23 protein-coding genes and 2 tRNA genes are annotated in these 22,623 nt (G+C 65.6%); 11 read left to right on the top strand and 14 right to left on the bottom strand.

The features are described from left to right. Nucleotides 1–15: 15 nt before the first annotated feature. Nucleotides 16–1,386 (bottom strand): 30S ribosomal protein S12 methylthiotransferase RimO, encoded by a 1,371-nt coding sequence (rimO, locus tag B2V17_RS09935; protein ID WP_292997195.1) that lies wholly within the window; start codon nt 1,384–1,386, stop codon nt 16–18. 48 nt (nt 1,387–1,434) lie between these two features. Between rimO and B2V17_RS09940 the strand changes: the two genes are divergently transcribed. Beyond that, the gene (locus B2V17_RS09940) at nt 1,435–1,941 is read left to right on the top strand and encodes a hypothetical protein (protein ID WP_292997196.1); all 507 of its coding nucleotides are present in this window, start codon (nt 1,435–1,437) and stop codon (nt 1,939–1,941) included. Nucleotides 1,942–1,945: 4 nt separating this feature from the next. Beyond that, a complete protein-coding gene (locus tag B2V17_RS09945; protein ID WP_292997197.1) occupies nt 1,946–2,290 on the top strand; it encodes a DUF1761 domain-containing protein in 345 nt (114 codons plus the stop codon). Here B2V17_RS09945 and B2V17_RS09950 read toward each other — a convergent pair. From B2V17_RS09950 to serS, 3 genes are read right to left on the bottom strand one after another with little or no spacing between them, the layout of a single operon-like run. Continuing rightward, complete coding sequence (locus B2V17_RS09950) at nt 2,275–3,168, bottom strand: peptidoglycan DD-metalloendopeptidase family protein (RefSeq protein WP_292997198.1); 894 nt, start codon at nt 3,166–3,168, stop codon at nt 2,275–2,277. The two genes, B2V17_RS09945 and B2V17_RS09950, sit on opposite strands and share 16 nt — an antisense overlap. After that, nucleotides 3,165–3,929: a 5'/3'-nucleotidase SurE gene (surE, locus tag B2V17_RS09955; protein ID WP_292997199.1), complete on the bottom strand. Its 765-nt coding sequence runs from the start codon at nt 3,927–3,929 to the stop codon at nt 3,165–3,167. Before surE ends, B2V17_RS09950 begins: the two co-directional genes overlap by 4 nt. After that, nucleotides 3,929–5,206 carry a serine--tRNA ligase gene (gene serS, locus B2V17_RS09960; protein WP_292997200.1) on the bottom strand — a complete coding sequence of 426 codons (1,278 nt, stop codon included), beginning with the start codon at nt 5,204–5,206 and terminating at the stop codon, nt 3,929–3,931. The genes surE and serS overlap by 1 nt, the downstream gene beginning before the upstream one ends. Before the next feature lie 116 nt (nt 5,207–5,322). Between serS and B2V17_RS09965 the strand changes: the two genes are divergently transcribed. Then, nucleotides 5,323–6,735, top strand: coding sequence for a hypothetical protein (locus tag B2V17_RS09965; RefSeq protein WP_292997201.1), 1,413 nt, complete (start codon nt 5,323–5,325; stop codon nt 6,733–6,735). A gap of 15 nt (nt 6,736–6,750) precedes the next feature. Here the strand turns inward: B2V17_RS09965 and B2V17_RS09970 are convergent. After that, nucleotides 6,751–6,825, bottom strand: a tRNA-Val gene (locus tag B2V17_RS09970). 77 nt (nt 6,826–6,902) lie between these two features. Between B2V17_RS09970 and B2V17_RS09975 the strand changes: the two genes are divergently transcribed. Continuing rightward, nucleotides 6,903–7,190, top strand: coding sequence for a DUF3297 family protein (locus B2V17_RS09975; protein ID WP_292997202.1), 288 nt, complete (start codon nt 6,903–6,905; stop codon nt 7,188–7,190). A 22-nt stretch (nt 7,191–7,212) separates the two neighbouring features. Here B2V17_RS09975 and B2V17_RS09980 read toward each other — a convergent pair whose 3' ends face one another. Next, entirely contained in the window at nt 7,213–7,836 is a 624-nt protein-coding gene (locus B2V17_RS09980; protein ID WP_324475155.1) for a CHAP domain-containing protein, read from the bottom strand. 114 nt (nt 7,837–7,950) lie between these two features. Between B2V17_RS09980 and der the strand changes: the two genes are divergently transcribed. Next, nucleotides 7,951–9,351, top strand: coding sequence for a ribosome biogenesis GTPase Der (der, locus tag B2V17_RS09985; RefSeq protein WP_292997203.1), 1,401 nt, complete (start codon nt 7,951–7,953; stop codon nt 9,349–9,351). Nucleotides 9,352–9,390: 39 nt separating this feature from the next. Here the strand turns inward: der and B2V17_RS09990 are convergent, their stop codons facing one another. The 5 genes from B2V17_RS09990 to B2V17_RS10010 all read right to left on the bottom strand — a co-directional run bounded on the left by B2V17_RS09990 (nt 9,391) and on the right by B2V17_RS10010 (nt 13,206). Next, nucleotides 9,391–10,047 carry a hypothetical protein gene (locus tag B2V17_RS09990; protein ID WP_292997204.1) on the bottom strand — a complete coding sequence of 219 codons (657 nt, stop codon included), beginning with the start codon at nt 10,045–10,047 and terminating at the stop codon, nt 9,391–9,393. Next, a complete protein-coding gene (gene bfr, locus B2V17_RS09995) occupies nt 10,047–10,526 on the bottom strand; it encodes a bacterioferritin (RefSeq protein ID WP_292997205.1) in 480 nt (159 codons plus the stop codon). The genes B2V17_RS09990 and bfr overlap by 1 nt, the downstream gene beginning before the upstream one ends. A gap of 129 nt (nt 10,527–10,655) precedes the next feature. After that, complete coding sequence (locus B2V17_RS10000) at nt 10,656–10,844, bottom strand: (2Fe-2S)-binding protein (protein WP_292997206.1); 189 nt, start codon at nt 10,842–10,844, stop codon at nt 10,656–10,658. Between the two features lie 55 nt (nt 10,845–10,899). Further along, nucleotides 10,900–12,129, bottom strand: a complete 1,230-nt coding sequence (locus tag B2V17_RS10005) for a DUF418 domain-containing protein (protein ID WP_292997208.1) — start codon at nt 12,127–12,129, stop codon at nt 10,900–10,902. A gap of 3 nt (nt 12,130–12,132) precedes the next feature. Then, nucleotides 12,133–13,206: an SPOR domain-containing protein gene (locus B2V17_RS10010; protein WP_292997210.1), complete on the bottom strand. Its 1,074-nt coding sequence runs from the start codon at nt 13,204–13,206 to the stop codon at nt 12,133–12,135. Between the two features lie 253 nt (nt 13,207–13,459). Here B2V17_RS10010 and B2V17_RS10015 point away from each other — a divergent pair, with 253 nt between their 5' ends. Genes B2V17_RS10015 through B2V17_RS10025 form a run of 3 tightly spaced genes read left to right on the top strand, consistent with a single transcriptional unit; the run spans nt 13,460 to nt 16,140 of the window. Further along, nucleotides 13,460–14,179 carry a ParA family protein gene (locus B2V17_RS10015; protein WP_292997212.1) on the top strand — a complete coding sequence of 240 codons (720 nt, stop codon included), beginning with the start codon at nt 13,460–13,462 and terminating at the stop codon, nt 14,177–14,179. Nucleotides 14,180–14,197: 18 nt separating this feature from the next. Beyond that, nucleotides 14,198–14,650: a hypothetical protein gene (locus B2V17_RS10020; RefSeq protein ID WP_292997214.1), complete on the top strand. Its 453-nt coding sequence runs from the start codon at nt 14,198–14,200 to the stop codon at nt 14,648–14,650. A 23-nt stretch (nt 14,651–14,673) separates the two neighbouring features. Then, nucleotides 14,674–16,140 carry a tetratricopeptide repeat protein gene (locus tag B2V17_RS10025; RefSeq protein ID WP_292997216.1) on the top strand — a complete coding sequence of 489 codons (1,467 nt, stop codon included), beginning with the start codon at nt 14,674–14,676 and terminating at the stop codon, nt 16,138–16,140. Between the two features lie 74 nt (nt 16,141–16,214). On the opposite strand, the gene B2V17_RS10030 is transcribed toward B2V17_RS10025, so the two are convergent. Continuing rightward, the gene (locus B2V17_RS10030) at nt 16,215–17,450 is read right to left on the bottom strand and encodes a dihydroorotase (protein ID WP_292997218.1); all 1,236 of its coding nucleotides are present in this window, start codon (nt 17,448–17,450) and stop codon (nt 16,215–16,217) included. Continuing rightward, a complete protein-coding gene (locus B2V17_RS10035) occupies nt 17,447–18,439 on the bottom strand; it encodes an aspartate carbamoyltransferase catalytic subunit (protein ID WP_292997220.1) in 993 nt (330 codons plus the stop codon). Before B2V17_RS10035 ends, B2V17_RS10030 begins: the two co-directional genes overlap by 4 nt. Before the next feature lie 53 nt (nt 18,440–18,492). Here B2V17_RS10035 and sppA point away from each other — a divergent pair, with 53 nt between their 5' ends. The 3 genes from sppA to tig all read left to right on the top strand — a co-directional run bounded on the left by sppA (nt 18,493) and on the right by tig (nt 22,250). Next, nucleotides 18,493–20,475: a signal peptide peptidase SppA gene (gene sppA, locus B2V17_RS10040; protein ID WP_292997222.1), complete on the top strand. Its 1,983-nt coding sequence runs from the start codon at nt 18,493–18,495 to the stop codon at nt 20,473–20,475. Between the two features lie 75 nt (nt 20,476–20,550). Continuing rightward, nucleotides 20,551–20,635, top strand: a tRNA-Leu gene (locus B2V17_RS10045). 55 nt (nt 20,636–20,690) lie between these two features. Continuing rightward, on the top strand, nt 20,691–22,250 hold the full coding sequence (tig, locus tag B2V17_RS10050) for a trigger factor (protein WP_292997224.1): 1,560 nt from the start codon (nt 20,691–20,693) through the stop codon (nt 22,248–22,250). Nucleotides 22,251–22,312: 62 nt separating this feature from the next. Here tig and B2V17_RS10055 read toward each other — a convergent pair whose 3' ends face one another. After that, nucleotides 22,313–22,501: a YgaP family membrane protein gene (locus B2V17_RS10055; protein ID WP_292997226.1), complete on the bottom strand. Its 189-nt coding sequence runs from the start codon at nt 22,499–22,501 to the stop codon at nt 22,313–22,315. Nucleotides 22,502–22,623 lie beyond the last annotated feature (122 nt).

Below are 22,623 nucleotides of genomic sequence, written 5' to 3' on the forward strand. Positions count from 1 at the left end.
CTTGGGCGGGGCGAATCAGCCGGGTTCGATCACCCCGAACAGGTCATGCGCGTCGGCGTCCTCGATCCGGACCTGGACCACGTCGCCCGCTGCCAGGCCTTCGGGCGCATCGCGCAGGAATACTGCGCCGTCGATCTCGGGCGCGTCGGCCTGGCTGCGGCCGGTGGCACCGCGATCACCGTCTTCATCGGGTTCGCCCAGCTCGTCGATGATCACCGGCAGCAGGCGGCCCAGTTTGGCGGAAAGCTTGGCGGCGCTGATCGCTTCGGTCCTGGCCATGATCCGGGCGTATCGCTCTTCCTTGATTTCCTCGGGCACGGGATCGGGCAGGGCATTGGCCGCCGCGCCCTCGACCGGTTCGAACCGGAAGGCGCCGACCCGGTCAAGCTGGGCTTCACCCAGCCAATCAAGCAGGTACTGGAAATCGGCCTCGGTCTCGCCCGGAAAGCCGACCACGAAGCTGCTGCGGATGGTCAGGTCGGGGCAGACCTGGCGCCAGGCCTTGATCCGTTCGAGCACCTTGGCCTCGTTGGCCGGGCGCTTCATCGCCTTCAGCACGCTCGGCGCGGCGTGCTGGAACGGGATGTCGAGGTAGGGGGTGACCAGCCCCTCGGCCATCAGCGGGATCACCGCGTCGACGTGGGGGTAGGGGTAGACATAGTGCAGGCGGACCCACGGCGGGGTGCCGTCGGCGCAGCGCAGGCCGCCGAGCTCGCGGGCGAGGTCGGTCATGTGGGTGCGGACGGGGCGTCCCTTCCAGGTCCGCTCCTCATGCCGGACATCGACCCCATAGGCCGAGGTATCCTGGCTGATCACCAGCAGCTCGCGGGTGCCCGCCGCGACCAGCTTCTCGGCCTCGCGCAGCACCGCGTCGATCCGGCGGCTGGCGAGCTTGCCGCGCAAGGAGGGGATGATGCAGAAGGCGCAGGCGTGGTTGCAGCCCTCGCTGATCTTGAGATAGCTGTAATGGCGCGGGGTCAGCTTGACGTCGCCCTGGGGGATCAGGTCGACGAACGGGCCCTGGGCGGGCGGGGCGGCTTCGTGGACGGCCTCGACCACGGCTTCGTACTGGTGCGCACCGGTGACGGCCAGAACCTCGGGGAACTTGGCCCGGATCAGCTCGGCCTCATTGCCCATGCAGCCGGTGACGATCACCCGGCCGTTCTCGGCAATCGCCTCGCCGATCGCGGCAAGGCTTTCCTCCTTGGCGCTGTCAAGGAACCCGCAGGTGTTGACCAGCACCACGTCGGCGCCCTCATAGTCCGGGCTCATGGCATAGCCATCGGCCCGCAGCTTGGTCAGGATCCGCTCGGAGTCGACCAGGGCCTTGGGGCAGCCGAGGCTGACCATGCCGACGCGCTTTTGCTGGGGGATTACACTTGCCATTGCGGCGGCCCCTTACACCGGGGCGGGACAAAGTGCTAGGGCGGTGGAATGCGGATCGAATTGACCAAGGGCCAGCGCGACGACCGGATCGCGATCCACCGCGGCGACGGCAGCCGTGCCGAGACCACCTTTCCGCACAAGGGCCCGGTCCCGCACGATGCGGTTCACTGGTTCGTCGAGCGCGAACTGGGGCTGGAACAGGGCTTTTGGGGCATGGTCGCGGGCGGGCGGCATCCCGAGGAGATCGCGGACATCGCCAAGGCGGCCGGCCACGCCAGCGCCAAGCGCGCCGAAGTGCCGGTCGCGGCGATCGTTCAGCTGCTTCAGGCCGAGCGGCTGGTCGAAGTGTTCGAAGCCGACTTGTGGAGCGGCGGGCAAGGCGTGGCGGCGGATCTGATCGCGCTGGGCGAGACGGCCTGCGGCACTTCGCACGTGCCGCTGCCCGATGCGTTGGACGAAGATGCGGTGGCGCGGATCAGGGCCGGGCTGGGGGCCTTTGCCGCCGAATGGATCGCCGCGCCGCAGGGTCATGCTGCGGTCCTCGAATGGGAGTGAGACAATGGGTCCGGTGAACTGGGTGGCAGTAATGCTGGCGGCGCTGGCGGCGGCGGCGGTGCTGTGGGCGTTCTGGCGCGGGCGGCTGCCGCTCTGGGGCTATGGGCTGGCGCTGATCCCGGCGGCAATGCTGGGCCATGCCCTGGCGCGGATCGGGGCGGAAAAGCTGGCGGCCAAGCCGCAGCTCTATTTCATGCAGTCGGGCGGGCTGGCGCTGGCCATTGTCCTGCCGGCGTTGTGGCTGCTGGCGCTGCGCAGCGGCGGTGCGCGAGGTGAGGCATTGCGGGACAGCGCGGCTTTCGTGCTGGCTTACCTGGCGATGGGCGCGGTGTTCTACGCCTTGGGCTGAGGCTTGGCTTTGGGTTTGGCTTCCGGCCTGGGCTGCGCTTTCGGCAGCATTTTCGCCGGATCGAGCGGGACGCGGTTCTTGCGCACTTCGAAGTGCAGCTGCGGCTCGGTCGCCATGCCGGTTTCGCCGACCAGCCCGATCCGCTCCCCGGCCTTGACCTCATCGCCTTCCTTGACGGTGACCTTGGACAGGAACGAATAAGTGGTGGTCCAGCGCCCGCCGTGGAACAGGATCACGGTCAGACCGTATTCCTCAGGCCCTTGACCGGCGAAGATCACCTTGCCCGCCGCGCTGGCGCGGGCGGCGGTGCCTTCGGGCGAGAGCAGGTCGATCCCTTCGTGCGGGCCGTCCTTGACACCCGCAGGGAGGAACGCGCGGCGGACCTTGCCGGTCAGCGGCCAGGCGAATTTGGGCGCGGGCGTATCGGCCAGAGCCGCAGCGCTGGCGCTGGGTGAAGGCGTGGGGGAGGGCGCGGCGGCGGTCACTGCTTTGGCCGCTACCGTCGGGATTGCCAGCTTCTGCCCGGGCTTGACCACGGCATCGGTCTTGAGCCCGTTGGCCCCGGCGATCGCCGACCACGGCACGCCATAATCGAGCGCGATCGAAAAGCCGGTCTCGCCTTCCTTGACCAGGTGGGTCCGGCGGCGCGGGATCACCAGTTTCTGCCCAGCCTTGAGCGCATAGGGTTCCTTCAGGCCATTGGCCTCGATGATCAGCACCCGCGGCACTTCGGCGCGGTTGGCGACCCCGCCCAGCGTCTCGCCGCTCTTGACCACGTGCTCGGTCTCGGTCTTGGGATCGCTCTGCTTGTCCTGTGCGAGCAGCGGCGCGGCGGACAGCGCCGCCAGCACCAGGCCAAGGCCGACAAGCCGCGTCACCCGCCGTACCGCCCGGTCAGGTCGGCCAGCGAGGCATCGTGAGTCAGGTCAAGCTGCAAGGGCGTCACTGCGACATATCCGTCCTGTATGGCTTCCAGATCGGTCGCATGGCCGGGCGTATGCTCGATCCCATGCAGGCCAAACCAGAAGTAGCGGTAGCCGCGAGGATCGGTCCCCTCTACCACCGAGCCGCGAGCATAGTCGTGAAACCCTTGCCGCACAACGCGAATTCCGCGCACGTCGGCGGCGGGGATCGCCGGGAAGTTGATGTTGACCAGGCTGCGCGGCGCAAAGGGAGCGTCGAGCAGCGGAGCGATCGCCTTGACGCCCCATTCCTCGGCCGCGGCGAAGGGCACGCTGTCACCCATGCCTTCCTTTTCGTAGACCTGGCTCAGCGCGATCGAGCGGATCCCGGCCAAGGCGCCTTCGATCGCGGCGCTGACCGTGCCCGAATAGGTCACGTCGTCGCCCAGGTTGGCCCCGCGGTTGACCCCGGACAGGACCAGGTCGGGTTGGCCCGGCATGACTGTGCGCAGTGCCATCATCACCGCGTCGGTCGGCGTGCCCGACACGGCAAAGCGCCGCTCGTCGAACTGGCGCAGCCGCACCGGGCGGCTCAGCGTGAGCGAATGGCCCGCGCCGGACTGTTCCTCGGCCGGGGCGACGATCCAGATGTCGTCGGAAAAGTGCCGCGCAATCCGCTCCAGCACTTCAAGGCCCGGGGCGTGGATACCGTCATCGTTGGTCAGCAGGATCCGCATCAGCCCGGAACCAGCCGGTCGATCCCGCCCATGTAGGGCAGCAATGCCTTGGGAATTTCGACCGAGCCGTCTTCCTGCTGGTAATTCTCCAGAACCGCCACCAGCGTGCGTCCGACTGCCAGGCCGGAGCCGTTGAGCGTGTGGACGAATTCCGTGCCTTTGCCACCCTCCGGCCGGTACCGCGCACTCATCCGCCGCGCCTGGAAATCGCCGCAGTTGGAGCAGGACGAAATCTCGCGGTAGGTATCCTGCCCGGGCAGCCAGACCTCAAGGTCATAGGTTTTGCGCGCGCCAAATCCCATGTCGCCGGTGCAGAGCAGGACCTTGCGGTAGGGCAGTTCAAGCGCCTGCAGGATCGATTCCGCCGCCCCGGTCATCCGCTCGTGCTCGGCTTCGCTGTCCTGCGGACGGACCACGCTGACCAGTTCGCACTTCTCAAACTGGTGCTGGCGGATGAAGCCGCGGGTGTCCTTGCCGGCGGCGCCGGCCTCGCTGCGGAAGCACAGGGTCAGCGCGGTCATCCGCATCGGCAGCGCCGCATCGTCGATAATCTGGCCCATCACCGAGCTGGTCAGGCTGACCTCGCTGGTCGGGATCAGCCAGCGCCCGTCGGTGGTGCGGAACGAATCCTCGGCAAATTTGGGCAGCTTGTCGGTCCCGTACATGGCCTCGTCGCGGACCAGCACGGGGGTGGCGCATTCGGTATAGCCATTCACGCCGGTCTGGTGATCAACCATGAACTGCCCGATCGCGCGCTGCAGCCGCGCCATCTGCCCGCGCAGGAAAGTGAACCGCGCGCCAGAGATCAACGCCCCGGTCTCGAAATCGAGACCAAGCGACGGGCCAAGGTCGGCGTGCTCTTTGGGCGAAAACGCAAAGCTGCGCGGGGCACCCCAACGGCTGACTTCGACATTGTCGGTCTCGTCGGCACCCTGCGGCACGCTTTCATGCGGCATGTTCGGGATGATCGCCAGCACATCGCTGAGTTTCTGGGTCAGCTCGCGCTCTTCGGTTTCAAGCGCGGGCAGGGTGTCTTTCAGCGAAGCAACTTCGCCCTTCAGCCGTTCGGCCTCATCCTTGTCACCCCGGCCCATCGCTGCGCCGATCAGCTTCGAGGCGTCATTGCGGCGGCTTTGCGCCTCCTGCATCCGGGTCGCGACGGCGCGTCGCTCGGCATCGAGCGCGAGGATCGCGGCGGCTTGCGGCTCCAGTCCACGCCGGGCCAGGCCAGCATCGAACGCTTCGGGATTTTCGCGGATGAACTTGATGTCGTGCATAGTGCAGGCGCTATGCCGCTTCGGCATTAACGGTGCAAGGGCATGGGCGTGCAGGACCGGGACGGTACCCAAACTTCACTTGCCGGTAACCGGGCCCGGTGCATAGGCTGCGGACGATGAAGCGGAAAATTGCCCTTATCGCCCTGGTCGCCACCGGCTGCGCCGCCGCTGCCGCGCTGGCTGCAACCCAGTCCGGTGAAATCACCGTCAAGGGTGCCAAGCCGGCACTGCAACCGGTCGCACCTCAGCCGACCGTGGCCAACTCCTATCCGTTCTACATGCCGATGCAGGGCCTGCGGCGCCCGGCGCACCGGTTGACGGTCAAGTGCGATGCTTCGCAGCGCGCCGGGCGCGAGGTCTGGGGCGGGCGCGATGCGTCCTATCTGGGCGGGCGGGCCGAGGGCGGGTTCGAGATCGTCTATGAAGCGCGCGATGCCGCCGGGCGGCCCTGCGTCTACCCCTTCGCCCCGTGGTTCCCACAGATCGTCGGGCCGCTCCAGGGCACGCAATATATCGTCCGATCCTCGATTCCGGGCGAGCGGGTGACCTTCCGTACCAATGACCAGTGGGCCTCGCTCAACCTGCGGCTGCTCGAGATCGGCAATGCCCGGATCCATTTCGAGATGAGCGACATCAACCTCGATTTCCCCGGCGCGATCCAGCCCAAGGGTGCGCTGGCGATTGATGCCTATGACGGGGTTCGCCCCGGCCTGCTCACCGCTGTCGTGCGCCGCTCGAAGATCTTCGGCGGCAAGAACGCGCTGTTCGTGCCGAGCGGCCAGACCATGCTTTATGTTGAGGACGCCGAACTCACCGGCAATGTCGGCACCAATGTCGATCAGGAACATGTGACCTACATCAACGGGATTCTGGTTTCGCACATGCGCAATTCGAGCTGGAGCGGGCAGCGCAGCTGGCGCAATATCGCCAGCGGCCACCAGCTGAAGGACAAGGCCTATCTGCGGGTCTACGAGAATGTCACGCTGACCAATGCGCCCAACGGCGGCGCACCTTCGGCGATGGCGCTGGCCGACATTTCCTCGTTCGGCTTCACCTGGACCAACGGGCTGCACCTCAAGCGGCTGGAATCGGCCCAGACCGTGCGCGACACCATGGTCGATCTGCGCAGCGAGATCGTTTACGCGCAGCCGTGGGTCTATCCGTGGAACCTGTTTGCTGATCCGCGCTGGCGGATGCCGGCGGCGCCGCTCCAGGCGCTCGATCAGGTCTATCTCTCGGTGTTCATGAATACCACGGTCGAAAGCTTCCGGACCGAGCCTTACGTCTTCGCGCTGCGCCCGATCGGGACCAATTTCGAACCCGGCAAGACCACGGTCCAGGGCAACGAGATCACCACGCGCCCGCAGCAGCGGATGGTCTCGCTGGCGTTCGGCACGACCGGCGATTTCTCGCGGGTCTATTCGAACCAGGGCTGGACCTATGCCGATCCCAAGCTGCCGCAAGGCGCGGAATGGGTGGCAGACCGCGATGCGTTCATCCGGCACGCGCTGGGTCTGATCGGGCGCTAGGGAAATCCGAGTGAATGGTGGGCGCGACAGGGATTGAACCTGTGACCCCACCCGTGTGAAGGGTGTGCTCTACCGCTGAGCTACGCGCCCATTCACTCCGGAAGGCGCGCCATTAGAGCCCCGTGCCTCAATTGACAAGGGCAGAAAGCAGGCTAGTGCGCGGGGCTATGAGCGAAGAAACCACCTCCGGCCCCGACGTGCCGCCCGACCGCCTGGCGATCAGCCCGCGCAGCCCGCATTTCGATGAAGACAAGCTGATGCGCGGCGTCGGCATCCGCTTCAAGGGCGTGGTCCGCACCAATGTCGAGGAATATTGCATTTCCGAAGGCTGGGTCCGGGTCCAGGCCGGCAAGACCATGGACCGCAAGGGCCAGCCGCTGACGATCAAGCTGAGCGGCCCGGTCGAAGCCTGGTACGAAGACCTGGGCGAAGACGCCCCGGTGGCGAAGGCCTGAGTCCTCTCCGTACCGGGGAGGGTCACCACTTCATCTTGCGTTTGATGATATCGCCGATCGGGTCGCGGCTGACCTGCATGGGGGTTTGCGCTGCGGCGCGGCTGCCTTCGCGCAGCAGCTTTTCGCCCTTGCCGGGCTTGGCCGGATAGATGAAGCCCTGAACCGGCCAGCGCGATCCGCCCAGCGCCTGCAGCGGGGCGTACCAGACGCGCACTTCGCTCCAGTCATTGGCGTCGGAAACGTCGATCACCTTGACGTTGTCCTCGATCTGTCCGCGGCGGCCGTTGATCGGGCTCCAGTTCGAATGGCGGATCAGGATCGTGCGTTTGTCGACGATCCGGCTGACCGCGGCGACATGGCCCAGGGTCGAACCACCGCTGGGCTTGAGCGCCAGTACCGCGCCGACCTTGGGCTTGAAGCCGCGGGCATAGCGGCCTTCGGCCTGGCCCCACCAGGTATGGGCATCGCCATAGATCTGGATCCCGGTGACCCGGCGGGCATAGGGCACGCATTGCAGGTAAGGCGGCAGTTCGGGGCGGTCGGCGGCGTCAACCTCGGCCCGGCTGGGCAAGCTCATCCGCGCCGAAACCGGCGAGGTGGACAGGGTGACAAGGACAGAGGCCAGCAGGAGTGCACGCGAAATCATGCGGCCCTTGTTGCCGATAGGTGGTTAGGGCTGGACTGCGCTGTGTGGTTAACGGCGCGGCAAGCATTTGCCGCAAACCTTGCAAAATATTGCCGCCCGGCGCAGGGGCGCAACATGGCGCTTCCGCAAGTCATCATTATTGGCCGTCCCAACGTCGGCAAGTCCACGCTGTGGAACCGGCTGGTCGGCAAAAAGCTGGCGCTGGTCGACGATCAGCCCGGGGTGACCCGCGACCGCCGGTTTGGCGAAGCGCACCTGCTCGGGCTCGATTTCACGGTGGTCGACACCGCTGGGTGGGAGGATGAGGATCCCTCCAGCCTTCCGGGCCGCATGCGCCAACAGACCGAGGCCTCGCTGGTCGGTGCTGACGTCGCGCTGTTCGTGATCGATGCCCGCGCCGGACTGACCCCGCTGGACGAGGAAATCGGCCGCTACCTGCGCGAAAGCGAAGTGCCGGTGGTGCTGGTCGCCAACAAGGCCGAGGGCAAGTCTGGCGACCACGGAGTTTACGAGGCGTTCTCGCTCGGCTTCGGCGATCCGATCCCGTTCTCGGCCGAGCACGGCACCGGGATGAGCGACCTGTTCGAGGCGCTGCTGCCGATCCTTGAGCCGCTGCAGCCGGAAGAAGACGAGTTCGAGCCGTTCGACGAGGAAGACGAGGAGGCGCTCAACAAGGCGCCGCTCAAGCTCGCGATCGTCGGGCGGCCCAATGCCGGCAAGAGCACGCTGATCAACGCCTTCCTCAAGGAAGATCGTTTGCTGACCGGGCCCGAGGCCGGGATCACGCGCGATTCGATTGCGATCGACTGGGAATGGACCGATCCCGACAGCGGCGAGAAGCGCCCGGTCCGGCTGATCGACACCGCCGGCATGCGCAAGAAGGCGGCAGTCACCGACAAGCTCGAAAAGCTCGCCGTTGCCGATGCCCGCCACGCGGTCGATTTTGCCGAAGTCGTGGTCCTGCTGCTCGATGCCACCCGCGGGCTGGAGCACCAGGACCTCAAGATCGCCAGCATGGTGCTGGAAGAAGGCCGCGCACTGATCATCGCGATCAACAAATGGGACGTGGCCGGCAAGGACGCCGAGGAAGATGCCTCGACCCTGTTCAACGGGATCAAGAGCGCGCTCGAGGACGGCCTGAGCCAGGTCAAGGGCCTGCCGGTGCTGACCGTTTCGGCCCGGACCGGCAAGGGGCTCGATATGCTGATCAAGGTCGGCTTCGAAATCCGCGCCGCCTGGTCAAAGCGCGTGCCGACCGCGCTGCTCAACAAATGGTTCGATGAAGCGCTGGAACGCAATCCGCCACCCGCACCCGGTGGCAAGCGGATCAAGCTGCGCTATATCACCCAGGCCAAGACCCGCCCGCCCGGCTTCGTGCTGTTCGGGACCCGGCTGGATGACCTGCCGATGAGCTATCAGCGCTATCTGACCAATTCGCTGCGCCGCGACCTGGGCTTTGACGCGGTGCCGGTACGGCTGATGCTGCGCAGCCCGAAGAATCCGTTCAAGAATTAGGGCACCAGACCGGTTCTGCTTGGCACCACTATCGGGCGATCAATACTTGCGCCCGAAATTGTCGAACATCCCGGCCGGCCTGACCGGGCGGGTCAACACGAATCCCTCCGGCACCGCTGGCGGGGCGACAAGCTCCAGCGCTGAGAACTTGCTCTTGGCAACATCCAGTTTCGCATCGGGCAGGGCTGACCAAAACATCTGGTTTGAATTGGCCAGCAGGAAGTCCCCCGCCACAGTCAGTTTGCCAGCTTCGACAACAAAGCTCGGGGTCTCGCCCGCATAGCCCCTGCTGGGCCGCGAGATCATGGGGCCGGCCCCAACCCGGATCGCGCAGCCCATGCCCGGCGGCGGTACGCCTGGGCAATTCACGCCGTGGGCAACCAGACGATAGCGACCCGCCGGCAGGGCGTAGCTTTTCACAGCATAATCGGTCGTATCATTGCCAATTGCCAGCATCGACTGGCTGCGCGAAAAGCGCACGACCAGCGCATCCTTGCCCGGAGCATCCCCCTCGCGCGCAAAGAAGACGTCAAGCTTGTCGGGTAGAAAGATCTCGCTGCGGATCGAGATGATCACAACGCCCTGGCCGGATTTTACGGACTTGGCAGCCGAAACCTGCTTGGGCTTTTCGATTCCCGCAGTGGCGGGCGCGGCCAGTGCCGCAAAGAGCGCAAATGCAAGAACCCTCTTGACCATCAGCCTCCAGCCGCCTCGCTCTGCAGCTGGATGTAGTTCTGCAGCCCCATCCGAGCGATCATCTCGAACTGCTTTTCGAGGAAGTCGACATGCTCCTCCTCATTGCCGAGGATTTCCGCGAAGAGGTCGCGGCTGACGAAATCGCGAACGGCTTCGCAGTGGGCGATCGCTTCCTTCAGCAGCGGGATCGCCTCGTGCTCCACAGCCAGGTCGGCTTTAAGTATCTCCTCGACGTTTTCGCCCACCCGGAGCCGGCCGATTGCCTGGAAATTGGGCAGTCCTTCGAGGAACAGGATCCGGTCCGCCAGCTTGTCGGCATGCTTCATCTCGTCGATCGATTCGTGGCGCTCGTACTCGGCGAGCTTCTTGATGCCCCAGTTGTCCAGCATGCGGTAATGCAGCCAGTACTGGTTGATCGCGGTCAGCTCGTTGAGCAGCGCCTTGTTGAGAAAGTCGATGACTTGGGGGTCGCCCTGCATGCCGGTCTCCGTTGCTATCCCTCCGCTTGGGACTATGCACCTGCGGGTCCTGCGCGACAAGCCGCGCGTGGCTGGAAAAGTCAGAAAACCTGCGCGAATCCGGGGCCGCGATTGCAAGGCAATCGCAGATCAGGCCAGCTGGCGGCTGCGCGCTTTTGCGCGTTCCTCGATCAGGATCAGCGCGGCGTCGTCGAGGCACTGGCCGCACTGCGGGGTCTTGCCCAGCGAAGCGTAAACCGCGTCGGCATCGCCCGGCACCTGGCGGGCGGCGGCACGCAGGTCGCATTCCTTGATGGCATTGCAGACGCAGATGTACATCGCGGCACTCCGGTGAGTCGCTGCCAGATATAATGCGAATCGCTCGCAATAGCAACTAGCGGATGAAACGCGCGCGCCGCCATTCGGTCAGGCTGCGCCACAGCCATTCGAGTGGCCCTTGCCGGAACCGGGCCAGCCAGGGCTTGCTCCAGCCGAGCATCAGCGCCCAGCCGAGCAGGACGAACTGCCATTGCCCGGCTGCGCCGTATTGACCGAACAGGCCCAGTCCCCAGCCATAGAACAGGGCGCACATCACCACGGTGCTGCCGATGTAGTTGCTGAAGGCCATTCGCCCAGCTGCCTCGCATCTTTGACCGAAAGCGCTCAGCTGGAGGCGTGATGCCAGCAGCACCAGGCAGGCTGCATAACCCAGTGCCATCAGCAGGTGCGGAAAGCCGAGGATCGAGCGCAGCGCCAGGTGCATCATCAGTTCGGGATAGCCGCGGGCATGAACATAGGCGGTGAACATTGCGGTGAGCGCCAGGCCCAGCGGCAAGGCACCAAAGGCCAGCAGGCGCAGTCGCCGCCTGGACCAGCCTCCGGCAAAGAAACCAGACTTGAGCAAGGCCATGCCGATCAGCACATAGCTCAGCGTCTCGCCCCAATTGTGCGCCAGCATGGCCAGCGGATAATCGGGATGCTTGCGCAGGCGGGTTTCGATCTCGGTCGTGTATGACGAAAGCGTGGCCTTGCGGTCGGCGTCATCCTCGCGGCGGTTCTCGGCCACCACCATCGCGTGATCCCAGCGCTCTTTCGGGCTGGCGGTTCCGGCCATGACCCGCGCTTCGCGCTCGGCGGAGGTAGCCCAGCTGGCCGCGCCCCAGGCCTGCCACAGGGTGAAGGTGCCCAGGGCCAGAACCACCATCGCCGCCGGCGGCGCGCGGTAGAGCGCCAGCGAGCCGAGCCCGACGCAGGCATACATGAACAGGATGTCGCCATCCCAGAACAGTGCGAAATGGAGCAGGCCGAACAGCGCCAGCCAGACCAGCCGGCGCAGCTGCATTCCTGCGCCGTCGCCACCGGCCGCTTCCTTGCGGTCGATATAGAGCAGCAGGCTGGCCCCGAACAGCATCGAGAACAGCGCCCGCATCTTGCCTTCGAAGAACAGCAGCGTGAAGGCATAGGCCCAATTGTCGGCCGCGCTTCCCGGGCTGGGCAGGTTGGGGGAATAGGTTGCCGAGGTCGGCGCGGCAAAGCTGGCCACGTTGACCGCCAGTATGCCGAGCACCGCGACCCCGCGGATCAGGTCAAGCGTGCGGATCCGCGAAGGCGCGGCTTCCTCCACCAATCAGCCCGCGGTGGCGACGCATTCGAAACCGCCGGCCTTTAGCTTGGCGCAGGCCGCCTGGGCTGCGGCCTGGCTCGCAAATCCTCCGGCCTGAAGCTTGGTCACCGCCCCGGCTTTGACGTTGAGGCGCGGGTGGCCGGCCAGTTCGGGCCGCCCCTTGACCTTGGCCCACAGCGCATCGGCATTGGCCGCCTGGCCGAAGGCCCCCAACTGGATCCGCCAGGTGCCGGTTGGCGCAGCGGCAGGTTTGGGTGCGGGCGGCGGCGAGACCGCGGCCGGACGTGGAGCGGGAGCCGCAGCGGCGATCACGACCGGGCGCGGTGCCGGGGGCGGGGCGGCGGTTACCACCGGCGGCCGCGTGGTTGGAGTCGGGCGGGTCGCCGGAAGCGTTCCTGCATTCGGCACCTGCGCGCCCAGATCGACGGCGGCCAATTGCCGCGCGCGGGTAGCATCTGCATCGGCCTGCAGTTGGGCGGCAAGCTGCACCGCCTGCTGGCGCTGCTCCAGCGGAATGTATCCATCCATCTGCTGCAATGCGGGTGTTGCCAGGGTCAGGCCCTGATTGCGGGCCAGGCTAACCAAGGCATAGGCACGGACCCAGTCCTTGGGCACCTGTTCACCGTTGAAGTGGGCGAGGCCCAGCAGATACTGTGCGCGCGGATCGCCGCGATCGGCTGCGGCGCGAATGAAGGGCAGGGCCTTGGACTTCAATTCGGCCACGCGCGGATCAACATTGGCACCGGCCGCCTTGCGATAGGTCTCTGCACGCTGGAACAGCAGCAGGCCGTAATTGTCGGCCGCCTGCATGTGGCCCATCGCCGCGGCCCGGCTAAACAGCTCTTCGGCCTTGGCCAGATCCTGCGTTACGCCCTTGCCCAGCTTGTAGGCCTGGCCAAGGTTGAACAGTGCATCGGCATCGCCTTTCAGCGCGGCGGCCTGCCACTCCTTGATCGCCACAGCGAAGTCGCCACGGGTCCAGGCATCGACCCCGGCCTTGGTATCAGCCAGCGCTTGGCTGGAAAGAATCACCCCGGTGGCTGCGAGCAGCAGTGCGAGCAAAGGTTTGCGACCCATCGAATTTCGTCCCGTTTTTCGGCTGCCCGGTTCAGGCATTGGGCGAGCCACATAACCGTTCCCTTGCCGCACAGGCGGCACCGATTGGTTAACTGACATAGTAAACGCCCCGTTAGCAAAGCTTTTGTTGAAGCCCTGATTCCGTCTCCGGAGCTGAACGGAGGCTGCACGTTAACTCAAAATTAGGAACGATCTGCGATCCCCCACGGCAACTCGAATTGGGTTTGCTGTAATTTTCCAAGGGGGAACGGCTTTGCGAGTATTGGCATTGGCATCGCAGAAGGGCGGATCGGGGAAAACGACCCTGTCCGGGCACCTTGCCGTGCAAGCCCAGCGCGCAGGCGCTGGACCGGTCGTGCTGATCGACATCGACCCGCAGGGTTCGCTGGCCGATTGGTGGAACGAGCGCGAGGATGAATTCCCCGCTTTCGCCCAGACGACTGTTGCGCGCCTTGCACAGGATCTGGCCGTACTGCGCCAGCAAGGCTTTCGCCTTGCGGTAATCGATACCCCGCCGGCAATTACCATGGCGATCCAGTCGGTGATTTCGGTTGCCGAACTGATCGTTGTTCCGACCCGCCCAAGCCCGCATGACCTGCGCGCCGTGGGCGCTACGGTCGATCTGTGCGAAAGGGCCGGCAAGCCGCTGATCTTCGTGGTCAACGCCGCCACGCCCAAGGCCAAGATCACTTCGGAAGCCGCAGTTGCATTGTCGCAGCACGGCACAGTCGCCCCGATCACGCTGCATCACCGCACCGACTTTGCGGCTTCGATGATCGATGGTCGCACCGTGATGGAGGTGGATCCCAACGGACGCAGCGCCGCCGAGGTGACCGCACTGTGGAACTACATCTCGGATCGCCTGGAAAAGAACTTCCGTCGCACGGTTTTCGCCGCTCCGGCCAGCGTTTCTTCGGTCCAGGGTGTTCATCGTCCCGCCGGCGGCTTCGGCCGCCGCGTTGCCGGCTCTTAAGCAAGGGCGGCTGGGGGCATGACCGGACCGAAACCCATCGCTTCGCTTGGCCCGCGCCTTTTGGCGCGCAAGGGCGGAGCCCGTCCGGCGATGCGCCCTGCGGCCAGCGCGCTGGCCGTGCAGGACCAGCCAACCGATCACGACGACCTGGGTTGGAACGACATGGGCGAACCCCATGTTACCGGTGAAGTCCTGGCGCTCCATCAGGGCAGCGATGTGCCCGAAGTGGTACGCCAGCAACGTGATCTGGCCCGCCAGGTTGCAGCAGAGCGACGCTCGGCCCTCGCTGATGGTCGCCGTGCCGCATTTACCCTGCGGCTCGATGCCGAACGTCACCTGAAGCTGCGGCTGGCCTGCACCATCACGGGGCGCAGTGCCCAGTCACTGGTCACCGAAGCGCTCGACCGTATGATTTCCGAAGTACCCGATGCAGCCGAATTCGCCAGCAAGCTGGCAAAGAAGCGCAAATGATTTCCGTAGAAGGGAGACCTCCCATGAAGTCCAATCGTATCCGCCGTTCTGTCCTCCCCCTGGGACTGGCCGGGGTCATGGCCGTGGCAATCGCCACGGGTGCTGGCTTTTCGTCCAGCGCCGTCGTTGCCAAGCCCGCGCCTGACAAGGTGGCGGCCGAAGCCAGGAAAGCACTGGCCAGTGGGCAGGTCGAAAAAGCCATTGCGATGGCCGAAGAACTGGTCGCCGCGAACCCGAAGGAAGCCGGCTACCGGGCGATCCTGGGCCAGGCCTACCTGCGCGCAGGTCGCTTTGAATCGGCCGCGCAGTCGCTCGACGATGCGATGAAGCTGGGTGACAATTCGGCCCGCACCGCGCTTAGTCTCAGTTTGGCCTATTCGGGCATGGGCAAGAACCGCGAAGCGGTGGCGATCCTTGACGATTGGCGCGATGCGATCCCGGTTGCGGACCTTGGCCTGGCTTATGCCCTGGCCGGCGAATCGAGCCGCGGTGTCGCGATTCTTTCGGATGCGCTGCGCGGCGGTGAAAACACTCCGAAGCTGCGCCAGAACCTGGCCTATGCCTTTGCCCTCGATGGTCGCTGGCGTGAAGCCCGGCTAATGGCCGCTCAGGACGTTCCGGCTGACAAGCTGGACGCCCGGATCAGCAGCTGGGCCAGCCGTTCACGTCCCGAAGACGGCCGCGTCCGCGTCGCCGGCCTGCTCGGCGCTCCGGTCCGTGCAGACCAAGGGATGCCGGCCCAATTGGCGCTAAATGCCAGCCCCGATCAGGAACAGCTGGCCGCCGAAACCGGTGCCCAGCGCGCCCCGGCTCCGACTTTTGCCGCGAATGGCGAGCTGCCTGCGGCGAATGCCAATCCGACCGAACTGGCCCAATATCAGCCAGTCAGCGCGCCCGTGGCAGAAGCGGCTCCGGCTGAACCGGTCCCGGCCCGCAGCTTTGCCGCGACCTTCAGCGAAACCCCGGTGGTTCAGCCGATCCCGGCTTCGTTGCCCGATCGCTCGGTTGCACCCAAGGCCAAGAAGCCGGCCCGTGCTGTTGCTGCTCAGGTTGCTGTCGCTCCAGCGGCACCCGCTGCACACCGTCCGGGCCTGCGTCCGCGCCGCGCCGCTGCGCCGGTGATCGGCAAGGGTTCCAGCCACGCTGTCCAGCTTGGTTCGTTCTCGAGCGAACAGGGTGCCCGTCGCGCCTGGGGCTATTACGCCGCCCGCAACGCCGAACTACGCAATTTCAGGATGAACATCACCCCGGCCACTGTCCGCGGCAAGAAGTTCTGGCGCGTTGCCGCCGTGGGCCTTGACGGCAACGGTGCGGGCGGGCTGTGTTCCAAGGTCAAGTCGCGCGGAGGGGTCTGCTTCGCCTATGCGACCACGGGCCGCGCCGCCAATGCTCCGGCCTATGCTGCCAAGGCCAAGCCCAAGGCACCGGCCATGGCTGCAGCCAAGCCCAAGGCTGCTCCGGCCGGGCCGAGCAACGCCCGCAAGAAATAACACCGAAAACCGGGTCACAACGGGCAGAAAAGCCCACGCCAGCCCCCTTCCGCCACCCGGTGGGAGGGGGTTTGCTATAGGTCGATCGGCATGCCGCCCTTGAACAGCGCGGTTACCCGGCCTTCAACCCCTTGCTTGTCGAACGGGGTATTGCCTGCCGCCGCTGCCATCATGTCCGAATCGACCACCCACGGCTTGGCCGGATCGATCAGCGCCACGTCGGCTTCCGAGCCGACCGCCAGCTTGCCTGCGTCAACTCCGAGGATTGCAGCAGGATTGGTCGCAATCAGTTCAAAGGCCCGCGCCAGATCAATCACCCCATCGCGCACGAGGCTGAGCGTCAACGGCAGCAGGGTTTCAGCACCGGCCATGCCGGGTTCGGCATCGGTGAAGGGCAGGCGCTTGTCCTCCGGCCCGCGCGGATCGTGGCCCGAGGCGATCACGTCGATCGTGCCGTCGCCGATTGCTGCGCGCACCGCCTGGCGGTCCGCCTCGCTGCGCAGCGGCGGGGACAGCTTGGTGAAAGTGCGGTAGTCACCCAGCGCCACGTCGGAGAGCATTAAGTGGGCGGGGGTAACTCCAGCCGTCACCTTCATGCCGCGCTGCTTGGCGTGGCGCACCAGATCCAGAGCCCGCGCCGTCGTCACCTGCCGGATGTGCAGCCGCGCTCCGGACATCTCGGCCAGGGCCAGATCGCGCGCCACGGCCAGCGCCTCGGCCTCGGCGGGGGCGGCGGGCAGGCCGAGCCGGGTCGCCATTTCCCCGGCGGTGGCAACCGCGTTGCCAGTCAGCCCCGAATCCTCGGCATGGGTCACCACGGTCAGCCCCAGCATCGCGCAATAGGACAGCAGCCGGTGCATCACGCCGGTATCGGCGATCCAGCGTCGCCCGGTGGCGACCGCCTTGGCCCCGGCATCGCGCATCAGCGCCAGCTCGGCGAGTTCAAGCCCTTCCAGACCGCGCGTCGCGGCGGCAAGCGGATGGACCCACAGGTCGGGCTTGCCCGATTGCGCGGCGAACCGCACCGCAGACCGCTTGTCCAGCACCACGCCCTGATCGGGCATCAGCGCGGCGCGGGTGATACCGCCGAAATGGAACGCCGGCTTATCGATCGCGAAAACGCCCAGATCGACCAAGCCGGGAGCGATCAGGGCTCCGCGGGCATCGATCACCAGATCGCCGTCCTGCGGTTCGGCCCCGCCCAGTGCGGTGATCCGCCCGCCGGCGCAGCGCAGCGTACCCGGAACCGGCCGGGCCCCGGGCAGGACCAGCTGGCCGTTGAAGATGGTCAGGGGACGGACGCTGCTCATGCCCATCCCTCCACCTTGCGGCTTCGCCGGGTCAGCACATCGAGGCAGGCCATGCGGATCGCCACGCCCATCTCGACCTGGGCGGTGATGGCGCTGCGGCCCGGCAGGTCGGCGACATTGCTGTCGATCTCGATCCCGCGGTTCATCGGCCCCGGATGCATGACCAGCGCGTCGCCCTTGGCCCGGGCCAGCCGGTCCAGCGTCAGGCCGTAAAGGTGGCGGTATTCGCGCGGGCTGGGGATGAACTGGCCGCTCATCCGTTCCTGTTGCAGCCGAAGCATCATTACTACGTCAGCCCCGGCCAGGGCAGCGTCGAAGTCGTAATAGGGCCGCACCTTCAGCGCCTCGATATCGGCGGGCATCAGCGCGGGCGGAGCGCAGACCCGCACCTCGGCCCCCAGCGTGGTCAGGCAGTGGATGTTTGAACGGGCGACCCGGCTGTGCAGGATGTCGCCGCAGATCGTGATCGTCAGACCGGCGAATTCGCCCTTGGCCTTCCGGATCGTCAATGCATCGAGCAGGCCCTGGGTCGGGTGCTCGTGCTGTCCGTCCCCGGCATTGAGCACCGGGCAATCGACCTTCTCGGCGATCAGCCGCACCGCGCCCGAACTCTGGTGGCGGATCACCATCGCATCGGCGTGCATCGCGTTCAGCGTCATCGCCGTGTCGATCAGCGTTTCGCCTTTCTTCACCGAGCTTTGCGCGACCAGCATGTTGACCACGTCGGCGCCAAGGCGCTTCCCCGCAATTTCGAAGCTGAGCAGTGTCCGGGTGGAGTTTTCGAAGAAGGCGTTGATGATCGTCAGCCCGGCCAGGCGGTCATCGCGCTTGTGCGGCTGGCGGTTCAGTTCGACCCATTGTTCCGCCTCGTCGAGCAGGAACAGGATCTCCCACGGGGCGAGTCCGGCCAGCGCGATCAGGTCGCGCTGCGGGAAGGCGGCGGAACCGGCAGGGTAGCGGTCCGCGTGCGGTGCGTTCGGCGATGTCATTGAAGACGGTGCCTTAGCCACCATGCCCTTCTGTGGCAAGCACGGCTTCTTGCTTGTCACCCGCCGATGCTGCTTGGGTGCTGGTCGATGCCGGACTCGCCAAGCGCCCGGGCGGTCCCTATGTCCCGGCAAACGGTTGCAAGGGACACGGCATGACATTCGCCCGCAAAGTCTGGCATTTTCTGGTGGCGATCAAGGACGGCCTGGTCCTGGTCTTCATGCTGATGTTTTTCATCTTGCTTTATGGGATTCTCACAGGGCGACCCAGCCCGGGAACGTTGGTCGATGGAGCCTTGCTGCTGCGAATCAATGGCGTGGTGGTGGAAGAGCCCGCTCCGCGTGATCCCTTGCAGGGTCTGTTCGGCGGGGCATCCCAACCGCGCGAATACAAGGCCCGCGACCTGACCCGGGCGATCGAGCTTGCGGCCGAGGATGACCGGATCAAGGCGGTTGTGCTCGATCTGTCGCAGTTCATGGGCGGCGGGCTGGTCAACATGCAGGAACTGGGCGCGGCGATGGACAAGGTCCGCGCCGCCAAAAAGCCGGTGCTGACCTATGCCATGGCCTATACCGATGACGGGGTGATGCTTGCGGCCCATGCCAGCGAGGTCTGGCTGCACCCGCTGGGCGGGGCATTCGTGACCGGACCCGGCGGCAACCGGCTGTACTATGCCAACCTGCTGAAGCGCTACAACGTCAAGGTCCACGTCTACAAGGTCGGCACGTTCAAGGACGCGGTGGAGCCCTATATTCTCGACAAGGGCTCCGACCCATCGAAGGAAGCCCGCCGCGCGGTGCTGGGCTCGGTCTGGGATGCGTGGAAGGCCGATGTGGCCAAGGCCCGGCCCAAGGCCAATATCCAGCTGGTCACAAGCGACCCGGCCGGCTGGCTCGAGGCCGCCGGGGGCGATGCCGGCAAGGCCGCGCTGAGCGCCGGTCTGGTCGACAAACTGGGCGATGAAGTGGCCTTTGGCGACCGGGTCAAGGCGATCGCTGGCGAAGACGTGCTGGCCGAAGTGCCCGGCAGCTTTGCCCACAACCGCTATGAAACCCTGCTGGCTGCTCATCCGGAAGAGGACGGCGGCGAGGAAGTGGCCGTAGTCACCGTCGCCGGGCAGATCGTCGACGGCAAGGCCGGACCGGGGCTGGCCGGCGGCGACCGGATCGCGAAACTGATCGACAAGGCCAATACCGAGGATGCCAAGGCGCTGGTCCTGCGGGTCGATTCGCCTGGCGGCTCGGTCTATGCCTCCGAACGGATCCGGCTTGCGCTGGAACGTTTCAAGGCCAAGGGACGCCCGGTCGTGGTCTCCATGGCCAACGTCGCGGCCAGCGGCGGCTATTGGGTATCAACCCCGGCCAGCCGGATCTTTGCCGAACCCGGGACAATCACCGGATCGATCGGGATCTTCGCGTTGATCCCCAGCTTCGAACAGACGCTGCAGAGCTTCGGGGTCAGTTCCGACGGGGTCAAGACCACCCCGCTGTCGGGCCAGCCCGACCTGCTGGGCGGTTTGACCCCTGAAGCCGAGCGGATGATGCAGGCCAATATCGAAAGCAATTACGGGCGCTTCATCGGTCTGGTCGCCAAATCACGCGGCAAGCAGCCGGCGCAGATCGAGGCGATTGCCGAAGGGCGCGTCTGGGATGGCGGAACCGCGCGCCAGAACGGCCTGGTCGACCAGTTCGGCGGGCTCGACGATGCGCTGGCCTTCGCGGCGAGCGCGGCCAAGCTGGAGAAATGGCACGCCGAATATTACGGCAGCGATGCCGATCCCTATGGCTCGCTGCTCGATCGGCTGATGGGCGGCGATGAAGAGGAGGAGGGTCAGCAGTCGGCAACCGACCTAGCCGGACTGTTTGCTGCGCAACAGGAGCAGCGGCTGGCCGGCGCCCTGGCCGAATTGCAGTGGCTCGGCACTGTGCGCGGAGCCCAGGCCTATTGCCTCGATTGCCAGGTTCCCCTCAAATCGGTCCTGCCCCGGGGCAGGACGGGATGGGCGGCAAATCTGGCCACCGTTCTAGGACTGCGCTGAACTGAACCGCTAACCCTTGCCCTTTCAGCGCGCGGCCACTAAGGGCCACGCCTTGATTCACACTTCGTCGGGCTTGCGGGCGTGGCGGAACTGGTAGACGCGCTGGTTTTAGGTACCAGTATCGCAAGATGTGGGGGTTCGAGTCCCTTCGCCCGCACCAGTACCGGCCCGCTTCCTCCGCCGAAGCGCATTTTTGCTAGAAGGCTTCCATTGTCATGCAGATTGTCGAGACCAGCAACCAGGGTTTGAAGCGCGCCTACACGGTGACGATCAACGCGAAGGACATCGCCGCGAAGATCGACGGCGAAGTCACCAAGATCGCTCCGCAGGTGCGCATGCCGGGCTTCCGTCCGGGCAAGGTGCCGGCCAATCTGGTCAAGAAGATGCACGGCCCGCAGCTCCACCAGGAAGCGCTCAATACCACCGTGCGTGAAGCGATCGACAAGGTGATCGCCGACAACAAGCTGCGTCCCGCGATGCAGCCGCAGATTGCGCTGGGCGAAGGCTATGAAGAAGGCAAGGATGCCGAGCTGACGGTCGATCTGGAAGTTCTTCCGGTCATCGAAACTCCCTCGCTGGAAGGTCTCAAGCTGGAAAAGCTGGTCGTTCCGGTGGCCGAAACCGAAGTTGACGAGCAGCTGGCCAAGCTGGCCGCCGGTGCCAAGAGCTTCACCGATGCCAAGAAGGGCAAGAAGGCCGAAAACGGCGATCAGCTGATCATCGACTTCGTCGGCAAGCTCGATGGCGTGGCCTTCGATGGCGGCAGCGCCACCGACACCGCGCTGGAACTGGGCGCCAACCGCTTCATCCCCGGCTTCGAAGAGCAGCTGGTGGGCGTGAAGGCCGGCGACGAGAAGACCATCACCGTGACCTTCCCGGCTGACTATCCGGCCGAAAACCTCAAGGGCCAGGCCGCGACCTTCGACATCACCGTCAAGGCGGTGAAGGTTCCGGGTGAAAGCACCCCGGACGACGATTTCGCCAAGTCGCTGGGTCTTGAAAGCCTTGAGCAGCTCAAGGGCCTGCTGCGCGGCCAGCTGGAGCAGGAAAGTGCCGGGCTGACCCGCACCCAGATGAAGCGCGCACTGCTCGATCTGCTCGCCGCCGATCACGATTTCGATGTTCCGCCGAGCATGGTCGAGGCGGAATTCCAGCAGATCTGGGCCCAGCTTCAGCAGGAAGCCCAGAACGAGCCCGATCCGGCCGAGGCGCTGAAGGAAATCGAGGCTGAAAAGGAAGACTATCGCACGATCGCCGTGCGCCGCGTCCGCCTGGGCCTGCTGCTCTCCGAAATCGGTCAGGCTAACGGCGTCGAAGTGACTAGCCAAGAAATGCAGATGCTGGTCACCCAGGCGGCGCAGCAGTACCGTCAGGAAGACCGCCAGCGCTTCGTCGAATTCATCCAGCAGGATCCGCTTGCCGCGGCCCAGCTGCGTGCCCCGCTTTATGAAGACAAGGTCGTCGACTTCCTGTTCGACAAGGCCGAAGTCACCGAACGCGAAGTGACCAAGGAAGAGCTGCAGGCCGCGATCGAGGCCGAAGAAACCGCTCCGGCCCCGGCCAAGGCGAAGAAGGCCCCGGCCCCGGCCAAGGCGAAGAAGGCCCCGGCCAAGAAGGCTGCCGCCAAGGCTGACGACAAGCCGGCCAAGGAAGCCAAGAAGGAAGCGGCCCCCAAGGCTGAGAAGAAGGAAGCCGCTCCCAAGGCCGAGAAGGCTGAGAAGCCTGCTGCCGACAAGAAGCCGGCCGCCAAGAAGGCTCCCGCCAAGAAGGCCTGACCCTCAAGGCATTGGTATAACAAAAGGGCGTCCCCGCGGGGGCGCCCTTTCTCGTTTGGGCCTCAGCGCGCCTTGCAGGTGTTGAGGCCGAACAACGCATAGGCCGGGCACCAGCCGATCAGGCCGGTCAGCAGCGGCACCACCCCGATCCAGGTCCAGGGCGTGTAGTGGCCAGTCACGGCCAGCCCCAGCAGCACCAGCCCCGCGATGATCCGCAGCATGCGATCGGTTTGTCCTTCGTTTCTGGTCATGATCGGTTCCTTCGTTTGTTGTTCGCGGAACAGGATTTGCAGGTTCGGGCGAGGCGGTCTGTGATTTAGTCACAATGTCCGAAAATGGGTGAGGGTGAGCCCGTTTGACTGAAGGTTCTTTC

This window comes from Novosphingobium sp. UBA6272 (assembly GCF_002440635.1).
Lineage (GTDB): Bacteria > Pseudomonadota > Alphaproteobacteria > Sphingomonadales > Sphingomonadaceae > Novosphingobium.